The following is a 5643-nucleotide window of genomic DNA, read 5'->3' on the forward strand; positions in this document are numbered from 1 at the left end:
ACGCTGGGCTGGAAAACGCCGGCAGAAGCGCTTGACGAACTGCTGTCATGAGTGAAAACAATCGGTGTTGCGACGACCGTTTGAATCCGCCCAATCCATCAAGTACACCGAACGCCTGGCTGAAGCTGGTGTCGAGCCTTCTGTCGGAAGTGTTGGAGATTCCTATGACAACGCTCTCGCCGAAACCATCAACGGTCTCTACAAGGCCGAGGTGATCCATCGGCGCGGGCCATGGCGAAGCTTCGAAGCCGTTGAGCTCGCGACCCTGGAATGGGTGGACTGGTTCAACAACCGGCGGCTCCTGGAGCCCATCGGCAACATTCCGCCGGCTGAAGCCGAGCATCGCTACTACGCCATGCTGGAACAACCGGCCATGGCGGCATAACTTAAACCAAATGGCCTCCGGCAAACCCGGGGCGGTTCAGAGATGCCGAAAAGACCGAGCCTACTCTCCTTGGTGTTCTGTGGAGGCGCCTTGCTCATATTGGTACCGGCGGTGGTGACCGCCACGATCTACACGGCCTTGCTACAGCAAGGGGGAGAAAAGCTGCAGTTCGACGCGTTAAGAATTCGCGGCGAAATGAGTTCCGCGCTGTTGGCCCGCCGGCTCTATGGGGTCTGGATGGATGTAGCGCGGTCCGCTGAGCTCATTGACCCAACAGATCTTAAGAATGCGCGAGTACACATCGACTTCTTGAGCCGCCTTGATCGACGCTACACTTGGCTCGGCGTCGCGGATCTCGAAGGGACCATTCTCGCGGCTAAAGACGGCATGCTCGAAGGAGTAAGCGTCGCACAGCGACCTTGGTTCAGACGGGGCCTTGTCTCGCCGGCGGCTATCGATGTGCATGCCGCTCAACTACTGGCCACCCAGTTGCCTGCATCTCGTGAGCCCTATCGGTTTATCGACCTGGCAGCGCCGTTGCGCCACGCCGGCTCCGTTGCCGGGGTCATCGGCGCCCACCTTGACTGGAAATGGGTCGCAGAAGGCATGGACTCGTTACAAGTACCTGGCATTGACGTGCTGCTGCTTTCGGGGGATCGAACCGTCCTGTTTGGTCCGCCGGATCTTATCAACAAGCCGCTCAACATCGGCTCCGCGCTTGCGGCTAGTCGCGTCACCACTGCGTCTCTGCGCGAACGTTTACGTTGCCACGCGGCCGATCGACTTCCGCTGTGGCCACGACGGGCTTGCGGCGAAGGTACAGGAGATGATTCGTCTTGATCCGTTCAGCGGCGCAGCCTTCGTGTTCCGATCGAAACGAGCGGACCGGATCAAGATTTTGGTCTGGGATCGAACGGGTCTGGTGTTGGTGCACAAACGCCTCGAAGGTTGCAAGTTCGTTTGGCCAACGATCGCGGACGAAGTGATGCGCATGTCGCCGGCGATGTTCGCTGCCTTGTTCGAAGGGCTGGATTGGAGATTGGTCCGCCCGGAAGAAGCACGGCGCCCGCAGGTGGCGGGATAACTGCGGCAGAATGACTCGGCAGCTATTTTGATCGTGGCATGGGCGACGGCGATGTGCTCGAAATAGCGCATGAGCATCGCGACACTGCACGACGAAAACGAACGCCTAAAGGCGCTTCTGGCGCAAACGCAGGCGACCTTGAGCGAGCATCAGGGGGCACTGGCGGCATCGGAGGAAGCGCGGCGTCGGCTGGAGGTCATTCTCGGCGAATTGCGACGCGACAAGTTCGGCTCGAAATCCGAGAAGCTACGACCAGATCAGTACCATTTGCCGCTCGAAGACGTGGAGATCGCGCAAGGCATTCTGGACGCGGCGCAGGAAAGAGCCGAGAAGGTCATCCAGGGCCGATCGCGCAGCGATCCGGATCGAGGCTCCCATCGCAATCGCGGCTGTCTGCCTGCCCATTTACCGCGAGTGGAACGGATCATCGAGCCTGCGAGCACGCTCTCTCCGTGCGGTTGCGGCGCCATGACGAAGATCGGCGAGGACGTCAGCAAGCGACTCGACGTGATCCCGGCGCAATGGCGCGTGCTGGTCACACGCCGCCCGAAATACATCTGTCGCCGCTGCTCGGGCCCTGTCGCGCAGGCGCACGCACCGGAACACGTCGTGCCCGGCGGGCTGCCGACCGAAGCGGCTATCGCTCATGTGATCGTCTCCAAGTTTGGCGACCACACGCCGTTTTATCGTCAGGCCGAGATCTATGCGCGTCAAGGCATTCGGCTTGATCGGGCGACTCTGGGCAACTGGTCCGGCCGCGCCTGCTTCCATCTTCAGCCCATCGCGGACCACATGCGCCGCCACCTGGCCATGGCGGATCGCCTGTTCATGGACGAGACCACGGCACCGGTGCTTGATCCGGGGCGAGGTCAAACCAAGAAAGGCTACTTCTGGGTGCGATCGCGTCAGACGACCGTGGCCACAGCGGTCCAAGTCCACCGATCGTGTTGTTCCGATATGCCCCCGGTCGCAGCGGCGCCTTCGCGGAGCAGTTCCTGGACGGCTTTGGCGGAAGCTTCCTGCAATGCGATGCCTATGACGGATATGACCGGATGACCGAAGTCGTTCGACCGCAAGGGCCTTGGACGCTCGTGCATTGCTGGAGCCATTTGCGCCGGCGCTTTGTGAAATTGGCCCGCAACAGCAAGTCGCCGATCGCCGAGGCCGCCATTCGGCACATCGCCCAGCTTTACGCCATCGAAGCCATGGTGCGCGGCGCGTCGCCGGACATCCGGCTGGCCGCGCGCAAGGAGCACTCGCTGCCCATGGTCGCCGCGTTGAAGTCCTGGTTCGAGAAACAGCTGTCGATGATCTCCAGCGGTTCGACGCTCGCCGAGGATATCCGCTATGCGCTCAATCATTGGCAGGGGCTGACCCGCTTCCTCGAAGACGGGCGTCTCGAGCTCGGTAGAGTCGACGACTGGCGCGGTGGCTACAGGTTCCGAGGAGTTGCCGTTGGCCGGCAGCTTTCGCTGAGTGCCGGTGCCTCATTTCGGACCATGCTCCGTTTCCAGTCGCCGCTCGTCAAACCGGGCATGCGGATTTCCCGCACCCGGCTTTCTCTCGATCCGTGAAGCCTTCGCTCTCGGCATGTCGGCGCGCGCTCTGGGGAGGCGATAGAGGCCAAGCGTTTCGTGCAGGTACTCCTGCGAGTAACGCCTGAAGCCTCGCCCACGCGCCCCAGTGCGCTGAACCAACCAATGTCGTAGACGACGATCGACGTATTGCCGAATGAGGTTGTAAGTTTCCACCACTGGGCCTTGGTCGAAGTAGCCGCACCAACCGCGTAGGATGCGGTTGATGACAGCCACAGTGTTCTCCGGTGTGTCCGGGTACCACTGACGTGTCGTGCGGTCATGGATCTGTTTGAGCAATCGTCGAATGGCTTTCTTGGAAGGCCTTGTGCCCAGAAAGGCTTGACCTCCTTTTCCATAGAAGCGCCCGATCGTGTACCCGAGGAATGTTACGCTATCCTCCGGGACCCGAGCGAGCCGCGTCTTGGTCTCGTTCACCTCCAACCCAAGCCTGTTCATTAGCGTCTGCATCCGCACCATTGCCGTCTCGGACGAGCCGGGGCGACAGCAGATCACGAAGTCATCCGCGTAATTCACGATATGCGCATCGAGTTGGTCTTGGTGTCCGTGTTTGCGCCAAGCCAGCAGGAACCGACGAAAGTAGAGATTCGCCAACAGCGGGCTCAGAGGTGAGCCTTGTGGAGTTCCTCTTTTCTTCGTACGGGCCTCCGCCGTCCTTGTGGTTCGCCGACCGTCTCTCTCGATAACCGCGACTGTCAGCCAGTCTTTGATCATTGAGAGGAGCCGACCGTCGGCGATCCTGCGTGTAAGGCATTTCACCAGTGGTACATGCGGGATCGAGGTGAAGTAATCCCTCAAATCCGCGTCGACGATCTCCGATCGTCGATGGTCTCTGATGTGCCAGAACACGCGGCGCACCGCCATCTTGGCGTCCAGTTTCGGGCGGAAGCCATACTGGTTGTCCAGCAGGTCCGCTTCGAAGATGGCGCCGATCACCAGCATCGCCGCCGTCATGACCGTCCGGTCTTTTACGGTTGGAATGCTAAGCGGTCGACGTCCGCCATTACTCTTCGGTATCCATACCCTCAGCAGGGGCTGTGGTCGGTAGTTGCCCGACATCAGCTCCTCTCTGGCATTTTCCAGCCATCGCTCGCGTCCCTCGGTTTCGATCTGAGCAAATGTGACGTCATCCACCCCAGGAGCGCCCCGATTTCCGCGGCAGCGCCTGTAGGCTTCTTCCAGCACATCCAGTCTGCAGACTTTGTCCCAAAGAGAGTAAAATCGATAGTCCGGTTCAGCCTTAGCTTTCGCCTGCAGCGAGGTTTGAAGTTTCTGAACGGATATTTCCGGTGTTGCTAGGTTCATCACCAATCGCCGTGTTCTCAACTATCGTTCTCGCATGCATCGAGTCAGGGTCCCTTTCCTCCGTCGGCGTTACCCGACATCACCGGTACTACGAACCCATCCGCCATCTGCTACCGCCGACGCTGGCCCTCACGGGTTCGTCGTTGGGTGTCGGCTTGTGCCCACCCACGGCGGCAGACTTCCCTTGTTGCTCACTGTCCATGTCCCGCGCGTGCTGCCATCACTACCCCGGTGGGACCTTGGGATGCGTTTCTCGCTCGCTTCCCCCACGGCATCGGCCTTCCCCGTTAGAATGGCGGGTCGGCTCCCACAACGACATTTCGAGGCCTGCTCAATGTTCACTCACGTTGCGGCCCGCGCGGACCGTCGACCCTCGAAAGGGCTCATTTTCGGAGTGCTTCAGGTCATTCGTCGCCTCCTGACCCGCCCCGAATACTTCCGGCTGGAGCGAGAGTTAGCCGGCCTGGGTTTCCACCAGGGAGAACAGTGCGCCTTGCAAGGCACACACACCAACCCGGTCGAGAACGCCATCCGGCCGATCTGCTTGACCAGGAAAAACGCGCTCTTCGCCGGACATGAAATCGGGGCGGAAAACTGGGCTTTGCTCGCCTCGATCGTCGCCACCTGCAAACTCAACGACGTAAACCCTGCTGCCTACATCGCCGAAACACTCGAGGCGATCATCGACGGCCATCCCCACAGCAGGATCGAAGACCTCATGCCGTGGCGATTCCGCAAAGCGTCAAGCCCGCATCAATAGGGTGACGGCTAAGCGCTTACCAAGATCCACACGGTTCTCACCGGACAATGGGATCCAGTTCACCTTCCCACCGCGCTAGGCGGACGGCCCGACAGCAAGATACGACACGCATATGTTCGACATGCGCTGCCGGGAGAACGGGATCGAGCATCGGCTGACTAAGATCAAGCATCCCTGGACCAATGGCCAGGTCGAACGGATGAACCGCACGATCAAGGAAGCGACCGTCCAACGCTATTACTACGATCGACACGATCAGCTCGAAGCTCACCTTGCCGGCTTCATCAACGCCTACAACTCTGCTCGGCGGCTGAAGACCCTGAAGGGCCTCACACCCTACGAATACATTTGCAAATGCTGGAACTTCCCAGCCCGAACGATTCAAACTCAACCCGCTCCAGCAAATGCCGGGACTAAACACCTAGCAGGCTGTTGAAAAAGGCACTCGCCGTCGACCGGTGACCGTGATTCATTGGCTCCGACGAGATTCGGAGATGGTGCGTGCGCGGCGGGG

At 60.2% G+C, this 5643-nt stretch carries 5 protein-coding genes and 3 pseudogenes; 7 read left to right on the top strand and 1 reads right to left on the bottom strand.

The window, feature by feature from the left end:
* Positions 1-94 precede the first annotated feature (94 nt).
* The 5 genes and pseudogenes from GGD61_RS39870 to GGD61_RS41395 form a co-directional block, all read left to right on the top strand.
* Positions 95-385, top strand: a pseudogene (locus tag GGD61_RS39870) (integrase core domain-containing protein); the annotation flags it as partial.
* A gap of 90 nt (positions 386-475) precedes the next feature.
* Entirely contained in the window at positions 476-1225 is a 750-nt protein-coding gene (locus GGD61_RS41130) for a cache domain-containing protein (protein WP_246786222.1), read from the top strand.
* Complete coding sequence (gene tnpB, locus GGD61_RS41135) at positions 1164-1469, top strand: IS66 family insertion sequence element accessory protein TnpB (protein ID WP_312012860.1); 306 nt, start codon at positions 1164-1166, stop codon at positions 1467-1469. Before GGD61_RS41130 ends, tnpB begins: the two co-directional genes overlap by 62 nt.
* A 69-nt stretch (positions 1470-1538) precedes the next feature.
* Positions 1539-2525, top strand: coding sequence for an IS66 family transposase (gene tnpC / locus GGD61_RS39880; protein WP_283814601.1), 987 nt, complete (start codon positions 1539-1541; stop codon positions 2523-2525).
* The gene (locus GGD61_RS41395) at positions 2414-3043 is read left to right on the top strand and encodes a transposase (RefSeq protein WP_312012859.1); all 630 of its coding nucleotides are present in this window, start codon (positions 2414-2416) and stop codon (positions 3041-3043) included. Before tnpC ends, GGD61_RS41395 begins: the two co-directional genes overlap by 112 nt.
* Here the strand turns inward: GGD61_RS41395 and ltrA are convergent.
* The gene (gene ltrA, locus GGD61_RS39885; protein ID WP_246786220.1) at positions 2957-4369 is read right to left on the bottom strand and encodes a group II intron reverse transcriptase/maturase; all 1413 of its coding nucleotides are present in this window, start codon (positions 4367-4369) and stop codon (positions 2957-2959) included. The two genes, GGD61_RS41395 and ltrA, sit on opposite strands and share 87 nt — an antisense overlap.
* Positions 4370-4880: 511 nt before the next feature.
* Here ltrA and GGD61_RS39890 point away from each other — a divergent pair.
* Positions 4881-5129 (top strand): annotated as a pseudogene (locus GGD61_RS39890) (transposase domain-containing protein); the annotation flags it as partial.
* Between the two features lie 109 nt (positions 5130-5238).
* Positions 5239-5554: pseudogene (locus tag GGD61_RS39895) on the top strand (integrase core domain-containing protein); the annotation flags it as partial.
* Positions 5555-5643: the final 89 nt, after the last annotated feature.

The organism is Bradyrhizobium sp. SBR1B (genome assembly GCF_014198205.1).
Taxonomy (GTDB): Bacteria; Pseudomonadota; Alphaproteobacteria; order Rhizobiales; family Xanthobacteraceae; genus Bradyrhizobium.